The sequence below is a fragment of the Mesorhizobium sp. M0663 genome (assembly GCF_040320585.1).
Lineage (GTDB): Bacteria > Pseudomonadota > Alphaproteobacteria > Rhizobiales > Rhizobiaceae > Mesorhizobium.
Window position 1 is genome coordinate 43407 of record NZ_JAMYPX010000014.1, and the last position, 23161, is coordinate 66567.

General features: G+C 58.8%; 22 protein-coding genes and 1 pseudogene. 18 read left to right on the forward strand and 5 right to left on the reverse strand.

Annotated elements, in window-relative coordinates; translation table 11 throughout:
* Positions 1–18 precede the first annotated feature (18 nt).
* Positions 19–837 carry a hypothetical protein gene (locus NKI54_RS22220; protein WP_352692401.1) on the reverse strand — a complete coding sequence of 273 codons (819 nt, stop codon included), beginning with the start codon at positions 835–837 and terminating at the stop codon, positions 19–21.
* Positions 838–1038: 201 nt separating this feature from the next.
* On the opposite strand from NKI54_RS22220, the gene NKI54_RS22225 reads away from it, so the two are divergent.
* The 15 genes from NKI54_RS22225 (at position 1039) to NKI54_RS22295 (ending at position 16987) form a co-directional block, all read left to right on the forward strand.
* On the forward strand, positions 1039–1236 hold the full coding sequence (locus NKI54_RS22225) for a hypothetical protein (protein ID WP_352692402.1): 198 nt from the start codon (positions 1039–1041) through the stop codon (positions 1234–1236).
* 7 nt (positions 1237–1243) lie between these two features.
* Positions 1244–2068, forward strand: coding sequence for a class I SAM-dependent methyltransferase (locus NKI54_RS22230; protein WP_352692403.1), 825 nt, complete (start codon positions 1244–1246; stop codon positions 2066–2068).
* A 4-nt stretch (positions 2069–2072) separates the two neighbouring features.
* A complete protein-coding gene (locus NKI54_RS22235) occupies positions 2073–3047 on the forward strand; it encodes an NAD-dependent epimerase/dehydratase family protein (protein WP_352692404.1) in 975 nt (324 codons plus the stop codon).
* 89 nt (positions 3048–3136) lie between these two features.
* Positions 3137–4219 carry a glycosyltransferase family 4 protein gene (locus NKI54_RS22240; protein WP_352692405.1) on the forward strand — a complete coding sequence of 361 codons (1083 nt, stop codon included), beginning with the start codon at positions 3137–3139 and terminating at the stop codon, positions 4217–4219.
* Positions 4220–4240: 21 nt separating this feature from the next.
* The gene (locus NKI54_RS22245) at positions 4241–4714 is read left to right on the forward strand and encodes a hypothetical protein (RefSeq protein WP_352692406.1); all 474 of its coding nucleotides are present in this window, start codon (positions 4241–4243) and stop codon (positions 4712–4714) included.
* A 278-nt stretch (positions 4715–4992) separates the two neighbouring features.
* Positions 4993–5475, forward strand: a complete 483-nt coding sequence (locus NKI54_RS22250) for a hypothetical protein (protein ID WP_352578540.1) — start codon at positions 4993–4995, stop codon at positions 5473–5475.
* Between the two features lie 514 nt (positions 5476–5989).
* A complete protein-coding gene (locus NKI54_RS22255) occupies positions 5990–6799 on the forward strand; it encodes a tyrosine-protein phosphatase (RefSeq protein WP_352692407.1) in 810 nt (269 codons plus the stop codon).
* Complete coding sequence (locus tag NKI54_RS22260) at positions 6799–7587, forward strand: polysaccharide biosynthesis/export family protein (RefSeq protein WP_352692408.1); 789 nt, start codon at positions 6799–6801, stop codon at positions 7585–7587. The genes NKI54_RS22255 and NKI54_RS22260 overlap by 1 nt, the downstream gene beginning before the upstream one ends.
* Positions 7588–7624: 37 nt before the next feature.
* A complete protein-coding gene (locus NKI54_RS22265) occupies positions 7625–10009 on the forward strand; it encodes a GumC family protein (protein WP_352692409.1) in 2385 nt (794 codons plus the stop codon).
* Entirely contained in the window at positions 9969–11156 is a 1188-nt protein-coding gene (locus NKI54_RS22270) for a tetratricopeptide repeat protein (protein ID WP_352692410.1), read from the forward strand. The genes NKI54_RS22265 and NKI54_RS22270 overlap by 41 nt, the downstream gene beginning before the upstream one ends.
* A complete protein-coding gene (locus NKI54_RS22275) occupies positions 11153–12469 on the forward strand; it encodes an O-antigen ligase family protein (RefSeq protein ID WP_352692411.1) in 1317 nt (438 codons plus the stop codon). The genes NKI54_RS22270 and NKI54_RS22275 overlap by 4 nt, the downstream gene beginning before the upstream one ends.
* A 341-nt stretch (positions 12470–12810) precedes the next feature.
* A complete protein-coding gene (gene cysD, locus NKI54_RS22280; RefSeq protein ID WP_352692412.1) occupies positions 12811–13716 on the forward strand; it encodes a sulfate adenylyltransferase subunit CysD in 906 nt (301 codons plus the stop codon).
* Between the two features lie 2 nt (positions 13717–13718).
* On the forward strand, positions 13719–15656 hold the full coding sequence (cysN, locus tag NKI54_RS22285) for a sulfate adenylyltransferase subunit CysN (RefSeq protein WP_352692413.1): 1938 nt from the start codon (positions 13719–13721) through the stop codon (positions 15654–15656).
* 10 nt (positions 15657–15666) lie between these two features.
* On the forward strand, positions 15667–16455 hold the full coding sequence (gene cysQ / locus NKI54_RS22290; protein ID WP_352692479.1) for a 3'(2'),5'-bisphosphate nucleotidase CysQ: 789 nt from the start codon (positions 15667–15669) through the stop codon (positions 16453–16455).
* Positions 16456–16762: 307 nt separating this feature from the next.
* The gene (locus tag NKI54_RS22295; RefSeq protein WP_352692480.1) at positions 16763–16987 is read left to right on the forward strand and encodes a hypothetical protein; all 225 of its coding nucleotides are present in this window, start codon (positions 16763–16765) and stop codon (positions 16985–16987) included.
* Between the two features lie 98 nt (positions 16988–17085).
* Here the strand turns inward: NKI54_RS22295 and NKI54_RS22300 are convergent, their stop codons facing one another.
* Positions 17086–18672, reverse strand: a complete 1587-nt coding sequence (locus NKI54_RS22300; protein WP_352692414.1) for an adenylate/guanylate cyclase domain-containing protein — start codon at positions 18670–18672, stop codon at positions 17086–17088.
* 324 nt (positions 18673–18996) lie between these two features.
* Between NKI54_RS22300 and NKI54_RS22305 the strand changes: the two are divergent.
* Positions 18997–19181: pseudogene (locus NKI54_RS22305) on the forward strand (inositol monophosphatase family protein); the annotation flags it as partial.
* A 166-nt stretch (positions 19182–19347) separates the two neighbouring features.
* Entirely contained in the window at positions 19348–19581 is a 234-nt protein-coding gene (locus NKI54_RS22310) for a DUF6429 family protein (protein WP_352692415.1), read from the forward strand.
* Between the two features lie 300 nt (positions 19582–19881).
* Here the strand turns inward: NKI54_RS22310 and NKI54_RS22315 are convergent, their stop codons facing one another.
* Both NKI54_RS22315 and NKI54_RS22320 read right to left on the reverse strand, forming a co-directional pair.
* A complete protein-coding gene (locus tag NKI54_RS22315; protein WP_352692416.1) occupies positions 19882–20430 on the reverse strand; it encodes a class I SAM-dependent methyltransferase in 549 nt (182 codons plus the stop codon).
* Between the two features lie 124 nt (positions 20431–20554).
* Entirely contained in the window at positions 20555–21385 is an 831-nt protein-coding gene (locus tag NKI54_RS22320; protein ID WP_352692417.1) for a PA3715 family protein, read from the reverse strand.
* Between the two features lie 186 nt (positions 21386–21571).
* Between NKI54_RS22320 and NKI54_RS22325 the strand changes: the two genes are divergently transcribed.
* Entirely contained in the window at positions 21572–21721 is a 150-nt protein-coding gene (locus tag NKI54_RS22325; protein ID WP_352692418.1) for a hypothetical protein, read from the forward strand.
* Positions 21722–21951: 230 nt separating this feature from the next.
* On the opposite strand, the gene NKI54_RS22330 is transcribed toward NKI54_RS22325, so the two are convergent.
* On the reverse strand, positions 21952–22626 hold the full coding sequence (locus tag NKI54_RS22330; protein WP_352692481.1) for a protein-L-isoaspartate(D-aspartate) O-methyltransferase: 675 nt from the start codon (positions 22624–22626) through the stop codon (positions 21952–21954).
* Positions 22627–23161: the final 535 nt, after the last annotated feature.

Here is a 23161-nt window from a genome sequence, read left to right on the forward strand (position 1 = left end):
GATACCGTTTTTTCGGCACTATTGCGCTTCGTCAATCTCGCTCAAGAATTTCAAGGTAGCCTGCCACCACTCGGCTTTTTCATCCCATTTTACGGGCCCGTCGCTTAGACCGCCACGCATCGTACCCCAGATGACGATCCCGTCTGCCAATCTTCTGCAAGTGTCTAGTTGAGCATACCAGAAGTCGCCGGGCAGGAAAGCTAGGGTCTTTTGAAACTGCGGCCATAGGAAGCAGTAAACCGGTTTTCCTTGCGCGACCCGTCGGGCTTCACCGATGTTGGCTTGCGCATAGGCTATCCAGGCATCCTGATCCCCATAAAACGTGTAGAGGGATGGAAACAGCGCGTCGACGTAGGGGACAAGAGCGGAGGCGATCCTGGTGTTTTGCTGCTTCCAGTCCTCCTGAGCCGCGGCACCATCATGGCCGATCGCTCTCCAATGATCCCTGATCGGCATGACGCCGTAGAAGCCGAGCTTGACGTTCGGGTCTGCCCTTCTGAAAACGCTCAAAGTTTGTTGATATTTAGCAATTGAAGATGCTTGATCGGGGCCTTCCAACGGCCAGTTTTCGATGTCGATCACCAGGAAATGGTTGCTCCTTGGCAGTTCTAGAGCTTGCCACACCTGGTTGGCATTCGGCACGTCCAATCCCAGGACGTGTGGATCCGCAATCGTGAGATGGTCCAGGCCGAACGAGCGGAAATCTTTTGGCCCGTTCTCAAACAGCAAAGTCTCGAAAACCTTGAACGGTTGGCGAGCCTGCGGCAATGCGGGCCACGTGCCGGCCAAAAGGCACATCACACAGGAAACAGTCTTGAAAAACGAGACGTTGCGCATCCGGCCTCGCCAATTCGCGAACGTTTGCGCTGGTGAAAATCGCATGGATTGAATTCCTCATGACCTGAACTTGACGAGTCAAGAAACGGTAGCGTAGCTGGAAAATTCGAACAACGTCCTGGTGAAAGAGGGATGCATTGTCGCAGGGTGACTGGGGCCGGCCGTGCTTCTTAGCAGCCGGAAATTATCCGCGGTGGAACAGTGGACGAGCGAAGCACGCAAGCCTATGACCGAGGCGCTGCTGCACGCGCCAATCTGGGCCTCGCGGCGGCTGTTGTGGATGCATCTGACAAATCTGACGAGGAGATCGAGATCGCTGTGACCAAGAACGTGCCGCCTCACGCAGTTGCCGAACATCCGGCGCGGATCATTCAGCACGTGGTTTCTCTCGATGCCTGAAATGGCCATGACTTGGGAAGATGCCGTCCGCTGGTGCATGAGCGAGCCTTCGATGAAGGATCTCGCCCGCGCCGCCTATTTCGATGATCCGGTCGCCGCGGCGCAGCGTTACCACGAAAGTGCGGAGTTTCAGGCGGTTCGCGGCATGATCCCGCGCAAGGCCGGCCGTGCTCTCGATCTCGGCGCTGGCAACGGCATCCTCTCCTATGCCCTGGCGCGCGAGGGCTGGTCGGTTACCGCTGTCGAGCCCGATCCCAGTGCACTTGTCGGTGCTGCTGCAATCCGGACGCTTGCTGAGAAGACAGGCACGAACATCGATGTGATCGAGGCATTCGGCGAAGCTATTCCGTTGTCCGCCGCCGGCTATGATCTGGTCGTTGCCAGGCAAGTGCTTCATCATGCGCATGACCTGCCGGCATTCTGCCGCGAAGTTGTGCGGCTCGCCCGCAATGGCGCGACGTTCCTGTCGTTGCGCGACCATGTGATTTCCGGACCGAAACAACTGGAACCGTTTCTGCGCGCTCATCCGTTGCATCATCTCTACGGCGGGGAGAATGCCTTCACGCTGGCAGACTACCGCGCTGCTCTCGAAGGGGCAGGGCTGACGATCAATCGTGAAATGAACTCTTTCCAATCGGTTGTGAATTATGATCCGATGACAGCATCCGAAATTCGCGAGAGGCTCGCTGCGGCCTTCGGTCCCCTGTCGGGGCTCGTGCGCGTGACTTTGTCCCCGCTACCCTTCGGTGCCGTTGCCGGAGCTGCGGCACTGCTTGACCGTCGGCCCGGGCGGCTGGTGTCTTTCCTTTGCCATAAGCAAGGGAAGGGCTGATTTGGTGGCGCAATTGAACGAGGCGAAGCCTGTCTGGGTGACTGGAGCCGGTGGCTTCATCGGCCTGCACCTGTCGCGATTTCTTGCCCAGCAGGGCCACGTTGTCCTTGGCTTCGGCCGAAGCGAAGCGCCTGGGTTCGCCATCGCAACTGGCGGCGCTTTTTTTTCCGGCGGCGTGACCGCGGAAACAATGGGCGCTGCTCTGGCCGCATATGGTCGCCCGGCAGCCGTATATCACCTGGCAGGCGGCTCTACGGTAGGCCGGTCGATTGCCGAGCCGCTGAAGGACTTTGAACAAAGCGTCGGTTCCACAGCTTGTGTCCTCGATTTCCTGCGTCGCCACGCACTCGGGGTCTCCGTCGTTCTGGCATCCTCCGCTGCCGTTTATGGCGGCGGCCATTTCGGCCCGATCGGGGTCGACGCCGCGCTCGATCCCTATTCCCCTTATGGCTATCACAAGCGAATGGTGGAGGAACTCGGCCGGTCATACTGCGCGGCATACGGGCAGCCGGTCTCGGTGGCACGGCTTTTCTCTGTCTACGGCGAGGGGCTGCGCAAGCAACTTCTCTGGGACCTCTGCGGCAGGCTCGCGGCAGGCGAAACCGACATTGTGCTTGGTGGCACCGGAGCGGAAATGCGGGATTGGCACCATGTCTCGGATGTCGTGCGATTGATCCATCGCGTCTCGCCCGCCAATGCAGCAAGCTTCGCGGTCTATAATGGCGGTGCCGGCGCCGCCGCGTCCGTCAGCACGATTGCCGGGATGGTCTTGGAAGCCTGGGGCGGGAAGCATCGCCTCGCGTTTTCGGGAGAATCCCGGCCGGGCGACCCTGTCAATCTGATCTCGGATCCCTCCGGCGTCCCGGAGGGACTTCGGTTGCAGATGCCGCTTGGCAAGGGCATTGCGGGATATGTCGATTGGTATCGCGCCGAGGTTCTCGGCGAGCCGGTCGGCGATTTGCGACGCTTCGCGCCTTGATCACCGTCGGCTTCACGCTTATCGGCCGTGGAACCTGGTCCGGCGGCGAATCCTATCTGCGCAACATGCTGAGCGTCATCGCCTCCGAGTTGGGCGGCAAGGTCCAGGCGAAGCTGTTTTTGACGCCCGAGCAGCATGCGAGCGTTGGCACGTCCTTTGATCACATGTTGGCCGCGCCTGCCATCGTCGACGACCGGGTCACGGGCGCCGGGCTTGGCAAGCGAGGGCTGATCGCACTCGCTGGCGGAAGCGATCGGGCTTTTGCGAATCTTGTCGCCGCGCACGGCATCGATCTTGTGTTTGAAGTCGCTCAGTGGTTCGGCAACCGATTTCCGCTACCGGTCATTTCCTGGATTCCGGATTTTCAGCACCGTCGCCTGCCGCATCTGTTTCCGCGTCGCGCCTGGTGGCGCAGAGATCTCGGGTTCCGTCTGCAGACGTCCGGCAACCGCACCATAATGCTCTCTAGCGAGGATGCGCTCGCCGATTGCGAAACATTCTACCCGGCCTCGCGCGGCAAGACCGCCGTCGTGCGCTTCGCCATCGATCTCGATCCAGGCACCGTCATGGCGCGCACCGAAGCCGCGCGCCGGGCGCACGATCTGCCCGAGCGCTTCTTTTTCCTGCCCAACCAGTTTTGGATCCACAAGAACCACAAAGTGGTCGTCGAGGCGTTGCAGCATATAGCCCGGCTCGGAGCGTTGGACGCCTTGCCGCCAATAATTATGACGGGGCGCACCACGGATCCACGCGATCCGACCTTGTTCAAGCATCTGATGGACCTTGCGCAAGCACATCGGCTCGAAGGCCATTTTCGACACCTCGGATTGATCCCCTATGAGGATGTCGTTGCTCTGATCGGTGCGACAGACTGTCTTTTGAACCCTTCCCACTTCGAGGGGTGGTCGACCACCGTTGAAGAGGCGAAATCGCTGGGCGCGCCCATGTTGCTGTCCGACATCCGGCTGCATCGCGAGCAGGCTCCGGACGCGCTCTTCTTCCCGCCTGACGATGCGGAAGCCCTGGCGCAGCGTCTGCTCGAAATCGGGCAGTGCCCACGCTTTGTCCGCGACAGCATCGCCGTGCTGCAAGGCCGGCAACAGCTCCGCCGACGGGGTTACGCGGCAGCACTCCTTGCCTTATTTGAAAAGACCAAAACCGCCGCGCGTTGATCGTTCAATCGGGAGTGGGAATTGTCGATCGGGAAGGTAGCCGCACTTGCATTCATAGCGCTGGCGTTTGCGGGCGGCTTTCTTTTCATCGTCATCAACAAGGGAACAAATATTCGCGCACCGGCGCCGAAGCCGGTGGAAGTCCCCACATCATTCGATGGCAAGCTTGACGTCCAATCAATCGACGATCTGCGGGTCGCCGGCCGCAAGATCGTGCTGTGCGGCGTCGCATTTGCCAAGCCCCAGTCAATGCGGGTCATGGTCACCGAGGCCATGCGCCGGGACTATCAAGGACTCGCATTGACATGCAAACCCGTAGGCTTGGGGACACCGTGCGACGGCAATGTCGCGCCAAAATTTCGTGACGCCGTCGTCGTGCAGTGTCTCACCTTGGGCGGAACGGATCTGGCTGCGAAGCTCGTCGAGGCAGGCATTCTGTGCGGGCAGCCCGCGCAGGCGGGCTCGACCTATAAACCTTGCGTGCCGGGCTCGTAGCTCCTGCGGACCCGTGGCGTAGCCGTCGAAACGAAGGTGACGCCGGTGCCCCAAGGAACGCCGGATTGGCTCGCTGGCAAACGCGCTGTATTGCGGCCGACAGTAAAGATGATACATTTCGATATTCTAATGGTGTGTTCAATCAACCACACCGAAACCAAAAATTATCTCGCATTTGCGAAATGGGTTGGAATTGGCGCAGAAAGCTGTTACGCGCTTTTGAGTACCTTAGCGGTTGGGTGGGCCTCAGGTAACGTGGGACAGAAGGATTGATGCGGATGAACCTAGTTTTGAAAAGTGCGTTGGCCGGAGTTGTTGTGTTGGCCGGCTTCGCACCGGTGTCGTCTTTCGCGCAGGATGGGTCGTGCACCTGTGCAACCGCCTATAACGGCGTAAATCCGATTGGATCGCTCGGCAGCGTCAATGGCGACGTGATGATCTCGCAGGTGGCTGGCTATGGCCCGGCGCAAGCGGGCGGCGCGCTTGATTTCGGCAGCCGTGTCGTGGTTGGCTCCAAGGGCTCGGCTTCGGTTCAGGTTGGTGGCTGCAATGTGAGCGTCCCGGCGAATTCGACGCTCGATATCTCGCGTGTCGAGAATAAGATCTGCCTCAATGTCTTGGGTTCTGAGAAGACCGCCCAGACGGGCAATACCAACAGCACCAACTACACGCCGGCCCTTATTTTTGGCGGCATGGCTCTTGGGGCTGGTGTTCTGGCTGCAACGGCGGACAAAGATCACGGCCACGCCGTTAGCGACTAAGTTGACCGCGTAGTAAATAAGGCAACGGCAGCAGAGGCGTATGGCGCTGCTGCTGTGTGTCTGTTGTTCGCGGTGGAGCGCACTTGGCGTGTATGCTGGTGTCGCGTCGGTCGGGTCGCCTAAGCCAAGGCGGCATGCGGATGTCTGAGGCTGGCGAACATGCCGGGATGAGGGGCGAAGTGCCGGTCTATCCAGGCAGATGGTCGAATCGCAATCTGTTGCTGCTGCGTGTTGGTGCAAGTTTCGGATACGGCAAACGCGACGATCAAGGTCAATCCTGCGGAAGGGCGGCATGTGTGTAGCGCTCGAAACATCAGGCGCAGCTTTTGCCGCCGGTGCGGCGCTGATCATCGGCCTGCATGATGACGACGACTCTGTCCGCCAGTAGCCGGGACCTAGCATCCATCGTATCGCATGAACTTGACAAATGCGTCATTCGCTGTCTTGCGGATGACGCATTTATACTTTTTGGGGATGACGTCGCCACGTTGCTTCGCTGCTGTCACAAACGCCCATGATCGATCTACATTCCCATATCTTGCCCGGCCTCGACGACGGCTCGCCCAGTCTTGCCGAATCACTGGAAATGGCTCGACTGGCGGTGGCCGACGGAACGACCCATATGGCGTGCACGCCACACGTGACGCCCGGCGTATACGAAAACGGAACATCGAACATCGTTCGGGCGGTTCAAGAGTTGCACCAGGCATTGCGCGGCGCCGCAATACCACTTGCTCTCTACGTCGGTGCAGACGTTCACATAGCGCCGGATCTTCCGGACCAATTGGTGGCGGGCAGCGTGCCAACCTTAAATAGGTCGCGCTATTTTCTGTTCGAACCGCCGCATCATGTTCTACCTCCACGAATGGAGGATCTTGCTCTACGCCTGATAAATGCCGGCTTTATCCCGATTCTTACTCATCCGGAGCGTTTGACCTGGATCAAAACGAATTACGACGTTATCGAGAGGTTGAATGCGGTCGGCTGCCTCATCCAGCTTACCGCGGACTCGATTGTTGGTGCTTTTGGACGCACGGCGCTTTATTATTCGGAAAAGCTGATTGACGAGGGCAGGGTGGATATCATCGCATCGGATACTCATAGCGCAACGCGCCGCCGTCCTGGGCTTTCCAAGGCGGTTGCTGCTGCTGCCAAGCGGTGTGGGGAAGACGAGGCCCGCAACATGGTGTTGAAACGTCCAGGCGAAATATTGGCGAACCGCCCCATTGAGCCGATCGGAAAAGCACGTCCGAAAAACCCAACCGCCGGTAACGCCGGCCGTTTTGGAGGATTGGGCCGCCTATTCAAGGGCGGGACCGCGTGATGGGCATTTTTCATTTGGTAAAAAGCCACATAGGCATGGCACTCGTCTTGCTAGCTTCGCTTGCAACGTCGGCATGCACGAGCACCTCGTCGACGACACCTACTTCCTCGAGTGCGGTGGATGCGCTGCAATTGACGTCGTCATCGACGCCACTTTCAGGCGGCGGCGCGCTGAAAGTGGTGAAGGATCTGCCTCCGCCGCAAAACACCCAGAACGGCAACGAGCAGCCTTTGTCTCCGAACGATGTGCTCGAAGTGAATGTATTTCAGGTCGACAATTTGAGCCGAACAGTTCAAGTCGACTCCAGCGGCCAGATATCGCTTCCGCTTATCGGAACCATTACCGCGGCAGGCAAAACCGTTCGTCAGCTGGAGCAAGAGATAGAGACGGCCTACGGCGCCAACTACCTGCAGTCACCCGATGTGACGATCTTCGTAAAGGAGTCGATTGGGCAGCGCATAACCGTCGATGGCGAAGTCAACAGGGCCGGTATCTTTCCGGTAACGAGTAATTCCTCGCTTCTGGACGCGATCGCTCTGGCAGGAAATTTCAGCCCGGTTGGGGACGCAAGCAAGGTCTTCGTCTATCGCAATATCGGCCAGAATACCTTGGTCGCAAATTACAACGTGGAGGAAATTCGTGCCGGCAAGGCCCGTAACCCGCGGATCTACGGTGGGGACAAGGTCGTCGTCTTTGCCTCAAAATCGAAGATTGCCGTGAACAATCTCAAGGACGCGCTAGGCATAGCCTCCAGTGCCGCGCGAATTGCCGTCATCCCTGGGATATAGTTCGTAGCCGGTCAGTCGAATAGGATCACTTCGCACCATGCTCGATCGCAACAGGCAGCATCAAATTGCAGGTCCAGGACATGGCCAAGCCTTGTCCGCCGACCTCTATTATGACGGCGGGCAAAACTACAGCCCTTACGGTCGCGATTATTCGGAGCAGGAACAGGGCTTCAATCCGCTCAAGCTGCTCTTCTACGTCGTCCAGTATCGGTGGCTGTTCGTCATTATGGCGGCAGCCGGGCTTGTCGCCGGTGTCATCATCACGATGATGCAGACGCCGAAATACCAGGCAACGACGCAATTGGAAGTGCTGGTCCCTTCGGCCAAGGTCTTCCAGGACATCGAGGTAGTTTCTGAAAATGCCGACGTGCGGGCTTTCCTGACCGCACGTGAAAAACTCAAAAGCCGCGCATTGGCGCAGCGTGTTGTGTTTCAACTGGGTCTCAGCGAAAAGCCGGATTTCCTTTTTCCCACGCCAGCCTTTTCCCTCAGCAATATTTTCTATCGCGCGTTCGGTATCTCCAAATCGCCTTCCTTTGAGGAGAAGACCCCAGAGGAGCGCGAGGAAATTGCTATCAAGCGTGTTTTGGACGACCTCACGGTCAACCTGGTCACCAACACGAGCCTGCTATCGATCACCTTCGTCGATCAGAAGCCGAAATATGCAAGCGATATCGCCAACCAGGTCGCGCAAAGCTTTATTGACCAACGCCTCGACCAGACCAGCGAAACATCCGACCTTGCACGACAGTTCATCCAGGAACAGGTTCTGCAGGTGAAGCAGAAGCTCCAGAAATCGGAGGAGGATCTGGTCGCTTACGCGAAGGATGCCGGCATCACGATAACCGGCGACGACAAGTCGCTGATAGGATCGAACATCGAGGCGCTGAATACCGCCCTTGCGACAGCGATCCAGGACCGTCTCGACGCAGGACGTGTTGTGGACCAGATAGATAAAGGTCGCGGTTCGAGCTTGGCCCCAGTTTTGGAAAGCGAAGGTCTGCAGAAGCTCAATGAAAAACTGGCGGATTTGACCAGCCAGTACCAGCAGAAGCTGGGCATTCTCAAGCCCGGTTTTCCCGAAATGCAGCAGCTTCAGTCCCAGATCAAGGAGTTGCAGCGGCTCTATAACAACGGCGTGCTTGCTATAACGGATTCACTGCGGCTGAAATATCAGGAGGCGCAGAACAAGGAGGCCGATCTCAAGTCCAAACTTGCTGAGATGGAAAAGCAGCAGGTCATCTTCAACGACAAGAACATCAAATACACAATTCTCAAGCGCGATGTCGATTCGAACCGGTCGCAATATGACAACCTTATCGCCAAACTGAACGAAGTTGGTGTCAGCTCCGAGCTCAAGACGCAAAGTGCGGCAATCGTCGATTTCGCGTCATTGCCGGATCGGCCATATTCCCCGCGCTTGAGCATCAATCTTGCAATCGCGCTGGCCCTTTTCATGGCTCTGAGCGCGTCTGTCATTTATGTTATCGAACTGCTGAACAACACCTTCACCAATCCCGAACAGGTTGAAAAGGAGCTCGGCTTGGCAATGCTCGGCATCTTGCCGCTCGTCGATGACCGGGAACTCATGGCCAGTATCGCCGATCAGAAGTCCGGCCTGTCGGAAGCCTATCGTTCGCTTCGAACATCGCTACAGTTTTCCGGTGCGGAAGGCGCCCCACGATCGCTGGTCGTCACGAGTTCGGAGCCTTCGGAAGGCAAGTCGACGACATCGTTTAAACTCGGACAAGATTTTGCAGCACTCGGCGCAAGGGTTCTCATTGTCGACGGCGATCTCCGTAAACCAAATCTTCATCGCCTGTTTGGTCTCGACAATACGATCGGGCTAAGCAATCTCCTGACAAATACCGTGCGCAAGGAGGATCTGGCGAGCATCTTCAGGGCGACGAAATATCCCAACGTGACCGTTCTAACTTCGGGAACAATCCCTCCAAATCCTGCGGATCTGCTCTCCTCACCGAAGATGGCTCTGATAGTAACCAATCTCGGCAAGCGCTTCGATCTTGTCATTATCGATGCGCCGCCGATTGTCGGCCTTTCTGATGCTCCTATTCTCAGCCGACTCGCTGAGGGCACATTGATGGTCATCTCTACAAATCAGGTGACGCGCAAGTCGGCCAAGACCGCGTTGAAGCGCCTGCGAGCTGCTGGCGCGAACGTGGTCGGAGCCGCGATGTCAAAGTTTGCGGTGAACAAGTTCGACTACAATTATGCCTACAAATATATGAACTATCAGTATTATAACTACGGGACGGACACGAATACTCCCAAGATTGAGGGCAAAGTCGATGATGGAGCAAGCCAGCCCGCTTATGCAAAGTCTCCGACATTCAGTCGTTTGGTTCGTCGCATCCGTTCTAGTGTTGGTGGCTTCCTCGATCGGGCTAAGTCGATTTCTTGAAACAGAAACACCGGCTGTTTCTCTTGTGCTGGACCCGCTCAACACCGACGCATTGACAGCTGAAATCAGCAGTGACCTGAACGATACGAATAATGCTACCGATCTTGATGCCTTGCTTGCCAAGGCCAAGCGCGCGCTCACCTTCGATTTGGCCGATGCACGTCTCTATAGCCTGATTGGTGAGATCAAATACCGGCAAGGCGAAAAAGACGAGGCCTACCAGCTCTTCGATCAAGCCCGAAAATTGTCCAAGACAGAGATCCATGCACTACAGAGGTCAATTGGCCGCAACATCGAAGCAGGTGATTTGCCCAAGGCCGTTGGCGAGATCGACATCTTGCTGCGCCGCTGGCCGGACCAATTTCCGGCGATCGCCGAGGGCATGCCGCCAATTCTCTCGAATCCCGATGGCTATCAAGCCGTGCTGATGGCCATCAGGGCGCAGGCGCCCTGGAGAGCCAGTCTGATCTACGCTCTTATCAAAACTCCTGAGCAGATCAATTTCGCAAATCGGCTGCTGCTCGATTTGACCGGATCAAGCGCACCACCGAATTCGAGTGAACTCACAGCCGCGATCAGCGGCTATATTCGTCAGAAGCAATATGAACCAGCCTATCGGCTGTTTCTTTTCACCCTGTCTGAGCAAGAGCGAAAATTAGGCGGATACATTTTTAACAGCACGTTCGAGCCGGTCCCCAGCGGCAAGCCTTTCGATTGGCAGGTTCCCGGTCAATCTGGCTTGGAAGTGACATTTGCAGCATCCCGGGATGCTGTGGAGGGCGAGGGTGGGGCAACGGTCCGGTTCTTGAATACCCCGGTCAAGAACACTGCCCTTCAGCAATATGTTCAATTGCCTCCAGGCTCGTATAAGATTTCCCTTGTTGCCTCTGCGCGAAACCTGAAGCTTCCAAAGGAATTGTTCTGGTCGATCAAATGCTTGGGGCCGGCCGGCGAAATAGCAAGGTTCAACATCCCCGAGGGCACATATAACCGACAAAAGCTGAGCCAGGACTTCTCGGTTGTACCGACTGGCTGCCCCATGCAACTATTGACGCTGCAGACCGCCGCCATTGCCGAGAGCTGGCGATTTCGATATGTCGGCACCTTGATAATGCACAAATTGAGCGTTGAGAGACTTCCATCTTGAACGACCGGCCGTCGGAATGGGATAAATATCTCCTCGGCACGGTCTTGTTTGTATCGCTGCTGATCGGTGGTGGTACTGCGAGCGGCCTTTACACAGACACTCTGATCGAGGTCGCGGCGATAGTTTCGGCCGCGGCCGTCTTTTCGCAAACCCCCGGCCAGAGAATCGCCCGGCCTGTTCTGTGGCTGCTGGTCTTCGCTATGGCGTTGATCGTTTTGCAAATCGTCCCATTGCCGTCAGCCATATTCAACGGGTTGCGGCCGGAGCTGTTGCTCGGAGATCCCTGGGTTGGAGAAAGCCGATTTCGTTTCATCAGCGTAGGGGTCGGCCGGACGGTCGAATGCCTGCTTTATTTTCTGGCCGCCACAGCGTTTTTTTTGGCCGTATTGCGTTTGCGTGCCGAGCAGGTCAGCGCGCTCCTTCCGTTTTTCTTCATGGGTGTTATCTGCAATGGTTTGGCGGGAGCGATTCAATATTCGCTCTCCGACGACGTCGCTATTGTCGGGCTGTTGCCTTTTACGATCAATGCCGGCCTTTTTGCCAACGTAAATCATTTTTCGGCGTTGCTTTTTGTGTCTATTCCCTTCGTCGTCTATTATGGTCTGTTCCGCGGGCATCTCTTGTCCGGATCCTTCGGCTTGATCGCGCTTTTGCTGCTTCTTTTGGCCGCCGGTTCTCGCGCCGGTGTTCTGATCGGGTTGGCGATCACCGTATTGTCTGTAGTCTTTCTCTCAGCTCGTTCGAGGGCGAGTGGGTTCGGCGTTCTCCTGATCTTTATCGCACTTTCGATCTACACGATAAGCGCCTGGACCAAATTGGATGCACAGGCGCTTGATCCGGCGTTCGGGCGAGGAGAATTTGCGCGAACCACAATCGAGGGCATCAAAGACAATTGGGCGACAGGCATTGGATTCGGGAATTTCCAGAAGGCCTATCAGATATACGAAAGAGCAGGCATGATTTTCAGGGAGTATGTGAATCATGCTCACAATGAATACCTTGAAATTACCTTCGAAGGGGGAATTCCTGCGATTTTACTTATGGTAGGCTATTTCGTGTTGCTATTCGCTGCATTGGCTAGGGTTCGCCGTGACCCCTTTCAGAAGGCGGCATTCCTCTCGGTGTCTTTTCTTCTCATTCATTCGCTGGTCGATTATCCGCTGCGAACCGGGGCGCTGGCGATGACCTTTGCCTATATGAACGCCATCATCTTCCACAAAGGATTTGCCGAACGCTTGAGCCGCAAGAGCGAGATGATCGAGATCGATCACAACGGTGACAAGCTGTTTGTTCCCATCGGAACTTCGTCCTAGCGACCTCGTCGCCACGGCTGGCGTGGCCAGAACATGGCGGACCGCTGTGAGGCGAGCCGGCTCCTGGCTCTCGGGTTCCGAGGCTCAGGCAACATTTTCCTGCCCCTACCAAGTGCAATCGCTCGCTGAGCAGAAATTTCCCGATTTTGCTGGCCGTACGGAAAATTCATTCCCGAACCATTCGGCCGCAAGCCTGTCTTGCATTGTTCTGGACCGGAACGATCTGCTAGAACGCCCGCACGAGAATAGATTGTCCGGAAGTGCAGTTTGAATCGGGCGGCTGAAGGTCGCCTCCGATGCAGGCCCTTCCGTGGATCGGTACGAAAGAACGCTCGCAGTCCATGAACATCGCACTTACGCACCTTCAGCGGCTTGAGGCCGAATCCATCCATATTTTTCGCGAGGTGGCCGCGGCTTTCGCCAAGCCGGTGATGCTCTATTCGGTCGGCAAGGATTCGTCCGTGCTCATGCACCTGGCGATGAAGGCATTCTATCCGGCCAAGCCGCCCTTTCCCTTTCTCCATGTCGACACGACCTGGAAGTTCCGCGAGATGATCGCCTTTCGCGACCAGATGCAGCAAAAGCTCGGTTTCGACCTCCTGGTCCATGTCAACGAAGACGGCGTGCGCGACAACATCAATCCGTTCGACCACGGCTCAAACACCCACACGCATGTGATGAAGACGGTTGCGCTGCGGCAGGCGCTCGACAAATACGGGTTTGACGCTGCCTTCGGCGGCGCGCGGCGCGACGAGGAGAAGTCGCGCGCCAAGGAGCGCATCTTCTCGTTCCGCAACGCCCAGCATGTCTGGGATCCGAAGAACCAGCGGCCGGAGATGTGGAAGATTTTCAACACCCGCATCGCTGCCGGTGAATCGATCAGGGTGTTCCCGTTGTCGAACTGGACCGAGCTCGACATCTGGCAGTACATTCTTCAGGAAAACATCCCGATCGTGCCCCTGTATCTGGCCAAGGAGCGGCCGGTCGTCGAGCGCGATGGCATGCTTATCCTGAGGGATGATGAGCGCATGCAGCTGCGGCCCGGCGAAACAGTGGAGAACCGGATGGTGCGGTTCCGCACGCTCGGCTGCTATCCGCTGACCGGCGCGATCGACTCGGACGCCGACACTCTGGAGGCGATAGTCGGCGAAATGCTCACGGCGCGCACTTCCGAGCGGCAAGGTCGCCTGATCGACCGCGACGAAGCCGGCTCGATGGAAAAGAAGAAGCGCGAGGGGTATTTCTGAGCATGCACCATATCATGGCCAAGAGCCTCGCCCCGACCGACGGTGTCCGCGACTATCTGGCGGCGCAGGAACGAAAGTCGCTGCTGCGCTTCCTGACCTGCGGCTCGGTCGACGACGGCAAGTCGACGCTGATCGGGCGCCTGCTTTCCGACACCAAGCAGATTTTCGAGGACCAGCTGGCCACGCTCGAGCGCGATTCGCGCAAGCACGGCACCACCGGCGACGACGTCGACTTCGCGCTGCTGGTCGACGGCCTCGAGGCCGAGCGCGAGCAAGGCATCACCATCGACGTCGCCTATCGCTTCTTCGCCACGCCAAAGCGCAAGTTCATCGTCGCCGACACGCCCGGCCACGAACAATACACGCGTAACATGGCGACAGGTGCATCGACGGCGGATCTCGCCATCGTACTGATCGATGCCCGCCAGGGCGTGCTGCGTCAGACCAGGCGGCATTCGATCATTGCCTCGCTGCTTGGCATCCGCCACATTGTGCTCGCCGTCAACAAGATCGATCTTGTCGGCTTCGACGAGGCGGTTTTTAAAAAGATCGTCGCGGATTACGCGCAATTCTCACGTGAGCTCGGCTTCCAGACAATCGTGCCCATTCCGATGTCGGCCCGCTATGGCGACAACGTTACCGGCCGTTCCGATAGGACGGACTGGTATTCCGGCCCGACGCTGATCGAACATCTCGAAACCGTCTCGGTCGACGAGGCCGCGGTCGAACTGCCATTCCGGTTTCCGGTCCAATATGTGAATCGGCCCAATCTCGATTTTCGCGGTTTCGCCGGCACCATAGCCTCCGGCTCGGTTGCGCCGGGCGACGAGGTGGTCGTCGCCAAATCCGGCAAATCCTCCCGTGTCAGGCGCATCGTCTCGCATGGCGGCGATCTTCAGCAGGCTATCGCCGGCCAGGCCATCACCCTTGTCCTCGACGACGAGGTGGAAGTCTCGCGCGGCAATATGCTGGTATCGCCGGCGGCGCGGCCGCAGGTCGCCGACCAGTTCGCCGCCAACATCGTCTGGTTCGACGAACATGCGCTGCTGCCTGGCCGCTCCTACATCCTGCGCACCGAGACCGACCAGACCAGCGCCACCGTCACCGACCTGAAATACCGCGTCAACGTCAACGACTTTGCCCATGAGGCGGCCAAGTCGCTTGAAATGAACGAAGTCGGCATCTGCAACATCTCGACGCGCTCGCCGATCGCCTTCGATCCGTTTGCCGAAAACCGCACCACCGGCGCCTTCATCCTGATCGACCGCATCACCAACGCCACGGTCGGCGCCGGCATGATCCTGCATTCGCTGCGCCGCGCCGAAAACATCCACTGGCAGTCGCTCGATGTCGGCAAGCGCGCGCGTGCCGATATGAAGAACCAGCGGCCGGCCGTGTTCTGGTTCACCGGGCTTTCGGGCTCGGGCAAGTCGACCATCGCCAATCTGTTTGAAAAGAAGCTCTTCGCCACTGGACGGCATACCTACATTCTGGATGGCGACAACGTCCGTCACGGACTCAACCGCGATCTCGGTTTCACCGACGCCGATCGTGTCGAAAACATTCGCCGCGTCGCCGAAGTGGCACGCCTGATGGCCGACGCCGGGCTGATCGTCATCGTGTCGTTCATCTCGCCGTTCAGCGCCGAGCGGCGCATGGCGCGCGAATTGATGGCCGACGGCGAATTCGTCGAGGTGTTTGTCGATACCCCCTTCGAGGAATGCGCCAGGCGCGATCCGAAGGGTCTCTATGCGCGGGCGTTGAACGGCGAGATCAAGAATTTCACCGGCGTCGATTCACCGTATGAGGTGCCGGAAAAGCCCGAAATCCATCTCAAGACCCTCGGCAGATCGGCCGGGGAGATGGTGGACGCCCTGGAACACTGGCTGAACGAGCGGGACATTGCCGAAGACCAATATGATAGCGGCGGCGGTATCTGACGACGAAGCGATGCTCGCCGTCTTCGAGCACCTTGCCTTGGCGGCAGGGCGCGAGGTGATGCGTGTCTTTCGTGTCGGCTGTGCGGTCGACAGCAAATCGGACAATTCGCCAGTGACGGAGGCGGATCGCGAGAGCGAAAAGATCATCCTTGCCGGGCTACGCGCCGCATTTCCAGAGATTCCATGCGTGGCAGAGGAGGAAGCCTCTGCCGGCATCATGGCGCCGGATCTCGGCGACGCCTTTTTCCTGATCGATCCGCTCGACGGCACCAAGGAGTTCGTCAACCGGCGGACCGATTTCACTGTCAACATCGCGCTGGTTCGCCATGGCGTGCCTGAGATCGGCGTCGTCTTCGCGCCTTGCACCGGCCGCTTCTTTTCCGGCCGGCCGGGCAAAGCGGAAGCGATCGCGATCAATGACGACTACGAGATCGTCGACCGCCAGCCGATTTCGGCAAGGGCCGGTATGGTGCCGCTGACCGTCGTTGCCAGCCGCTCCCACAACACGCCGGAAACCGAGGCCTATATCCGCGCGCTGGGCGCTGCGGAGATCGTTTCGGTCGGCTCCTCGCTGAAATTCTGCCTCGTCGCCGGCGCCGAGGCGGACGTCTATCCACGCTTCGGCCGCACCATGGAATGGGACACTGCCGCGGGTGACGCAGTGCTACGCGCTGCCGGCGGCATGACGCGCACGCTGGATGGTGCGCCGCTCGCCTACGGCAAGCGCAACCAGAGCGATGACGCGGATTTCGCCAACCCGCATTTCATCGCCAGCGGCAAGGTTGCTGGATTTGGCTAGACGGTGATTGCGCAGTTCCAGACCCGTACGAAAGTGCGGGTGTTGCAAGTGACTTATGCAAGCGACCTCAGATACTGCTCGAGATCTGTAAACACAGCGGTACGATCCCTATCCAGCCGACAGTTGGGTCGGCGTGGCCGATTCGCTTCGTGTCCGGTCGATGCTGCGGGGCCTTCACACGGGTGTATCCAAATTGCTGTATACCGAAACACTTGAACGGCTATACGAGCGAGTGATGGCGTTCCACATCTAAAATCCCGAGACCGACGCACTGGCCCGCCGGGTCGCCGCACTTAAGAGGACTGGTCTGACAGAGGCCGTCCATGCCGCGCTCAAGCATGAGCTTGAGCGCGAACAGGCTAGACCGTCCCTCGTAGAGATCGGCGTCAGATTCTGCCGTGATCTGCGAGCCCCCGGGGCAAGCCTGATCACGGCAGGCCCGCCGACAAGGCGTTTCGCGACAGCCTGTACGAGAATGACTGATGTTCATCGACGCCTCGGCCCTGACGGCGCTGATGACCAACGAGGATGATGCGCGCGAACGCCTGGCCGGGACCCGGCGCGGCTGAACGGTGTTGAACCGGACTTTACTTGGCTGGCCACGGTCCAGATTGGATCACGTTCAAGAACCTAAAATGCGGCGGGCTTGCTTCGGATGGTTAAGGCCAGGAGCGCCTCCGAAAGTCGTTTCTTCGCCCGCTCCACCCCGTTCTCGTCGATTGCCTCAACATCGAGGAACAAGTCGAGACCAGTCGCATGCTCGCTGATGACCTGAGGGCGCTGGGCGAGTTCACCCAGGAGGCCCTCGACTTCGTAGGGGACAACCTCCCGGCTGATCCCCTTCATGGCAATCGGGGCTAACGGACGCGCCCGGACAAGGTCGCGCACGAGCGCGTAAGTCTCATAGCTGAGGCAGATGCCGCCGGGCTCGGCAATCGATTGCAGCCGGGCCGCCAAGTTCGCTTCGGCTCCAATGATCGTGTAGTCCATCCGATCATCGGAACCGAAGTTCCCAACATTGCAATAGCCCGTGTTGATGCCCATGCGAGCTCGGAAGGGCCGTTCAACTCCGCGGTCATGCCACACCCTGTTCAACTGCTCCAGCCGACGCTGCATGTCGACAGCCATGCGCAAGCAGGCTCTCGCGTCTTCCTCGACGCCTTGTGTCTCGGGGTCTCCGAAGAACACAAGAAGCGCGTCGCCGATGAACTTGTCGACGGTGCCGCCGTGTTTGAGCGCGATCGTCGACATCTCGGTGAAGTACTCGTTGAGGAGAAGCGTCAGGTCCTCGGGCTGGAGCCGTTCCACGATCGCGGTGAAATCCTTGACGTCGGAGAAAAAGATCGTGAGCTTCTTGCGCTCGGTCGCGATGGTGACGTCCTTCTGGCCGCTGAAGATGCTTTTGTAGATTTGAGGCGAAAGATATTTGGCGATCTTCAATGAAATCGCGGCCAGGAAGTCGTTTGCCTCGGAAAGCTCCTTGTTGATGCCCTGAATCAACGCGGACTGCCGACGCTGCAGGAGAATGAACGTCAGGCCCGCCGCCGCCGCGAAACCGAAATATAGGAGCAGATACTTGAAGGTCAGCACGTTCGCGGCGATAGGCTGATTGACTGATATCTCCTGGATCCCTCGGACATCCCCTACCTTCCAGTCCGTCTTGGGGCTGTCCGGGTGTGAGTTATGGCAGGTCACGCACACTTGTCCCATTATGACAGGGGCCGCGGCGCGGACCTGCCGGTCAAACAGTGAACCCGAGACCTCGATGATCGGCTCCTTCGGGTTGGCGCGCAAAGCCAAGATTGCATTCCGCTCGAACGCATCGAGCTGGTGGGGCGCGCGACCTTTGAAAGGCAGATCCGAGACGAACCGATATTTGACCGACCCGTCATGAGCGCTGATGCGCTTGCCGAGTTCGATCGAGAGGGTTGCTGGAATAGGGATCGCGCCTGGCACGTCCCGGTAGTTGTGCGTCGCAGTCACAGCGCCGTTAGCTTGCAGCACGCGTCCCACGACGTCGCTGCCGTAGAATCCGCGCATTTCGTCGATGATGCGGCTGATTTCGCTGGCTTGCCTGCGCAGCATCCGTTCCGACAGGTCTCGGAGGTCGAGCCAGGCTGCGACGGGCAGACCGACAAGGCCGATGCCCACTGCCGCCACCAGGAGCGGTCCCATGGTGCGCTGCTGACGCGCAATCTGTTCACCCAGTCCAGCCATTGTGCAAGCGCCCGGCCGTCTTAGTATGTGAACTATAGCTCATTCCCGGCACGGTACCAGAGTCAGTCTTGGCTCGATGAAAACACGTCAGCCCTGCAATGACGGAACGACCTTGAGCGGTTGTCGCGAGGCCCCGACCCTCACAGCGGATTTCGCATTCTGGCGCTGGACGGGCAGTGAATCAGTGAAGGGATGTCGCAAAGTCGGTTGTGGCCCGGAATGCGCTCCGCGATTAACCGCTCAGGGGTCAAAAATTCACCTCTGGCAAGGTTGAGACTTCTGCGGTCGGAGAGCGGGTCGGAAAAGAAAGCGTCCCGCAAAACGTATCCGCGCTTCGGCCGCACTATGGAATGGGACCCTACGGCGGGTGACGTGGTACTGCGCGCTGCCGGCGGCATGACGCGTACGCTGGACGGTCAGCCGCTCGCCTGCAGCGCAACCAGAGCGACGACGAGGATTTCGCCAATCCGCATTTCATTGCCAGCGGCAACGCTGCTACGGCCGCTTAGGCATCATGATGAACTCCAATCCCGTTCCCGGCTCGTCGCCCCCCAATGACGCCGTCGCGGATGCGACGCCTGAGTGAGGCACTTGTTTTCAGGCGAACGCTCGTGGCAGGGAGCAACCATCCGGTGTGGATCGTGCAGCGGCGCTTTCGCGTGTTAAACTGCTTGCATGGAGATCGACACCGACAAGATCGACGATGCCGTTATGGGCCTGCTTTGGCTGACGCTGCATGAAGAGAGGCGCGCCTGGAAGGGGTTGGATTGGAATGCTCTGGATCGCTTGCACGAGAAGGGGCTGATCGCGAATCCGGCAAACAAGGCGAAGTCAGTGGTTCTGACAGATGAAGGACTGCGGCGTGGTGAGGAGCTATTCCGAACCCTGTTCACTCGCCCGGCGCCCTGAGCCAGAGCGCTGGACGGGCGCCTGCGAGCTGATAGCGCACATGGCTGAATTTCAACACCGGCGGCGCGCTGACCGCAGGCGGGACGGGCAGTGCTCTCGCCGTGGCGGCCAAACTCGTCTTCGTCACCTACGCCAACGGGCGCCAGTCTGTTAAGGCAGTGGCAGGGAACACCGCAGCCGCGACATGCTTCTCCCGGCGAATGGGCGTTCCCGGGCCGAGTTGCAGTCAGCAGCGGGTCGGCGCCGCTGCTGACACATGGGATGTTAGTGGGGCAGATTGCCACTGGCGATGCGAAATCTCTATGGCTGCGGATTTCCTAGGGTGGGTTTCTCAAGCACCAGCACATGACTACCAAGAGGCGACGTGTGAGTGCTCCTAACCTGGAAACCCTCGTCAGAAAGCGTGTCGATAAATTCGCCATCCGTTCCAGGCGGAACGCGGGCAACAACGTTTGAGGTGCGCCTCACAATATTGGAAAGCACCCTTCGCGCCTTGCCTGGGCCGATGTTGCGCTGCATGTGCTGGTAGACGGCCAGCAGCAGGACGATATCGTATTTCGGTAGAAGGATATTGCCGAGGCGCCGGCTGCCGAGGTTTAGGCGATCGAACCTGGCATGTACCGGGGAGCCACTCAATAACATTTTTGCAGTCTCGATATGCGGCTTGGCAATGTCGATCCCATGGATCGAGCTGGGTCTCAGCTTGGATATCTCATAGGCGACAACACCCATATTGCAGCCAACATCGAGAATGGATTTTCCGGCGTAGTCGACCTTTGCGGAGAATAGCCCGTCAAGTCTGTCGTCCCACGTTCCTGCAAAACCCCTTTTGAATCTTGACCACCACAAATCATCAGCTCCTTTGGGAAGAGCCCCCTTGAGCGCCTCCTACCACGAGAGAATTAATGGTCGATACCCATTCAACTGGAATTGATCACATTGACGAACCAAGGCAGGGATGTGTGCGGCGGCGTTACAACCCCATCACCTTGAGTGCCGCGGGAACCGGATAGCGGCTGCCGTCATAATGCAGCCGGTAGGTCCGCTTCACAGCCTTGCCGGGATGGGAATGGCATTCGCCATCCTTGTCGGGGGAGGGATTGTCGGTATCCGTCCGCTCGACCGCGGTGATATCGTGATAGCCATGATGGCGCGCCGGGCTCATCGCCAGGCTGACCTGGCTGGAATGAAACGATCCGGCGCAACTGGCATCGCTATCGCCGCCATGGCCGGCCACCACGAGGCCGTCGAGCACCAAGCGAAGCGCATCGTCGGCAAGGGCGTAGAGCCGCAGGTCGGTTTCAGTGAAGGGAGTGGCCTGCGAATGGTTTGCCATTTCGATGCGCAGGCCGAAGGCGGTGACCTCAGGGGCCAGTGCATAACGGCCGGTGTCGAATTCCACCTTCTCGATGACAATCGCGTCATCGGTCATCAGTCCAGGCTGGAGCAGGCGCTGGCGCACCCGCAGGCTCTTTCTATCGACGACCAGTAGCTCGATATCGCCGACATGCAGGTGGTCGCCGTTAGCCCTGTCAATCAGCGGCACTGCGACCAACAGCAGGTCGACATCGGCGGGCCAAATCTTGCAGACCAGGCCGAACGGCGCATCGCTCTCCGGGAGCGTTGAGGTGATGCTAGTATGAGGTTCAAGCGTGAACGAGGTGCCGTCGGCGCTCTTTCGGGCCTCGGGATAGGCCTGCTGCACCAGCGCGGCGGCATCGCCGCAATCGCCCGCCGCGGCCTTGGCGGGCGACAGGCCGGCGGAGGCCAGGCCGAGCAACAGGACAGGCAACACTATTCGCATGGAGTTTCTCGCCTCGCAGGGCCGGGTTAGGCCAGGGGCTTTCTACGCGAGATTGGTGGCGGCGCACAGTGCCGATCCAAGGCAAGCACCTGCCCCATTTGCAGATGGATGTTCGGAAGGGCGTCCCTACGCAGGAAGAGGCGGATATGCTGGCCTATGCCACGAGGCGCGCAAGGTGAACAGATCATGGCCTCGCTCGAGGCCGAGCAGAAGCAGAACGCGCTGGAGGGCGGCATTCATATCACCGGTAAGGCCGAGGCGCTCAAAAACCGAAATTTCAACATTCCCGTGGGTGTCGGTCCGGTTGCGCTGAACCTAGACCTTCCCGACAGATGATCCCGCGGTCAGCCTGAACTTTTCGGGTTATCCGGCACGGGAACGCTCTCGCTGCCCGATCGAATCCTGTCGCCCGACTCGAGCCTGAGTTCCGGTGAAGTCAACCGAGTGCGCTAGAGCCCCAGATCGGCGCCGAAGCCACGGTCGAGATTGCAAGGGCGAAGAAACGCGGAAGGCTGGCATCTGATTGACGGTCGGAAAAGCGCGGTCGCGCCAGTTGTCGCACCTCACTAGACGGTTTCGAGCCGGCTGAACCGAACCGGGATGAGTTTCCGGGTCTCGAGCTGCCCTGCCGCATCCTTGTCGATGACGGTCAGAAACTGTGCTTCTTTAGCTCCCAAAGGCAGAACCAGCCGTCCCCCCGGCTTGAGTTGCTTCAGGAAAGCGGGCGGTGTCTGCTCGGCCGCCGCCGTGACCAGGATCTTGTCGAATGGGGCGTGCTCGGGCCAGCCGCGAGACCCGTCTCCGACACGAATGCCGACATTGGATAAGCCTAGCTCCTGCAGGAGAGCCTCCGCACGGCTTACGAATTCCTCGATGATTTCTACGCTCCAAACCTGCCCGGCGAGTTCCGCGAGGATTGCGGTTTGATAGCCCAGGCCAGTGCCGATCTCGAGCACCGCCTCGTGCGGTTGGGGAGCAAGGAGATCGGTCATGAGAGCGACGATGAATGGCTGCGAGACGGTTTTATTGAAGCCGATCGGCAGCGGCATGTCCTGGTAGGCATAAGGTGCAACCGAGGCTGGCACGAAGAGATGCCGCGGCACTCGCCGCATCGCTGCCATCACCCGCTCATCGAGCGCCGCCTTGCCGAGTTCTTCGCTTGCAAGGTCGGTATGGATTGCAATCATCTCGACCATGTGCCTGCGTAGGACCGCGAGGTGCTCTTCGTTCATTGGCTTCATGACGGTGGGGCTTTCCTCAACCAGCTTGCTGCCGGTGAGTATTATATACTGTTCGTCACGGTAGCGCCCGCCATCGTTTCCATTACGGGTGCCCAGGGCAAGCGTGGGTGACCGTCTTGGCAGGCTATCGCCGGCGGCGACCCTGGAGCTTCTGGGCGCTATATCGCCATAGCGGTGTGTCCCCCATGCGGCTATCTCGCGCATCAGCTTCGCCAGCACCGGCCGGGAGGGCGAGGCGCCGGAGCCGTGCTCCTGGTGGACGAGGCGGCAGCCAGCCGCCTTGACCTCGTCGACTTGGGCGTCGGTCGCCCGATCCTCGGTCGAGACGCGGGGTTCGCCAATGGGCGGCCGATCGGGAGAACTGGACGTTGTGCGTGCATTTGGCCGGTTTCGGGGCCGTTTTTTGGGGTTTTTGTACACACAAGGAATGTGCCAGAACACGAACGTGTGAATGCGTCTGGTGAGGCCTCAACGACGTCTCATCAGCCAGCCGAGGCTTGTAATCCGTCGCTAATGCCATATCTTATGCACAAGA